Genomic DNA, 503 nt, shown 5'->3' on the forward strand with positions numbered 1-503 from the left:
CGTGTTCATCTGCCCCCCTTTCTGTAAGGGCTTGTTCCATTCGGGCCATTTCCACATCATCGACCTGACCATCGGCTTTGGCTGCACCAATCATGGCTTTTAAAATTAATACGCTGTGTTTGCTATCTTGTGGATCGAAGGGTTCATGGACGCCTTGATCACTCTGCTTAGCTTGCCAATCGTTATACACTTTGTAGGCAAGTGCACCGAGTGCTGCCGCTCCACCGACTTTAAGCGCGCCAGAACCCATTTTCTTCGCCATCTTTTTGCTTTTCTTTGAGCCCATAAGCATGCCAATCAATCCACCACCGATGGCTCCTGCGCCGAGAGTTTTGAACTGGCTAGAGCTGGATGATGACTTGATGTTTTGAGTTTGCTTACCCAGGGCGCCAGCACCTTGTTTGAGTAAATCAGAGTTGAGCGCTTGGTTTAGAAGACTTTTTAAATCCATGACTGACCTCCTGTAAATGTTGAGATCAGTGTACAAACAACAAGCTGAACCA

1 protein-coding gene is annotated in these 503 nt (G+C 47.5%); it reads right to left on the minus strand.

Annotation, left to right across the window (positions count from 1 at the left end):
• Positions 1 to 451, minus strand: a 451-nt coding sequence (locus R7Z50_RS31500; RefSeq protein WP_318150275.1) for a DUF533 domain-containing protein, incomplete at its 3' end; no start/stop codon positions are given.
• Between the last annotated feature and the right edge of the window lie 52 nt (positions 452 to 503).

The organism is Vibrio sp. 1249-1 (genome assembly GCF_033340495.1).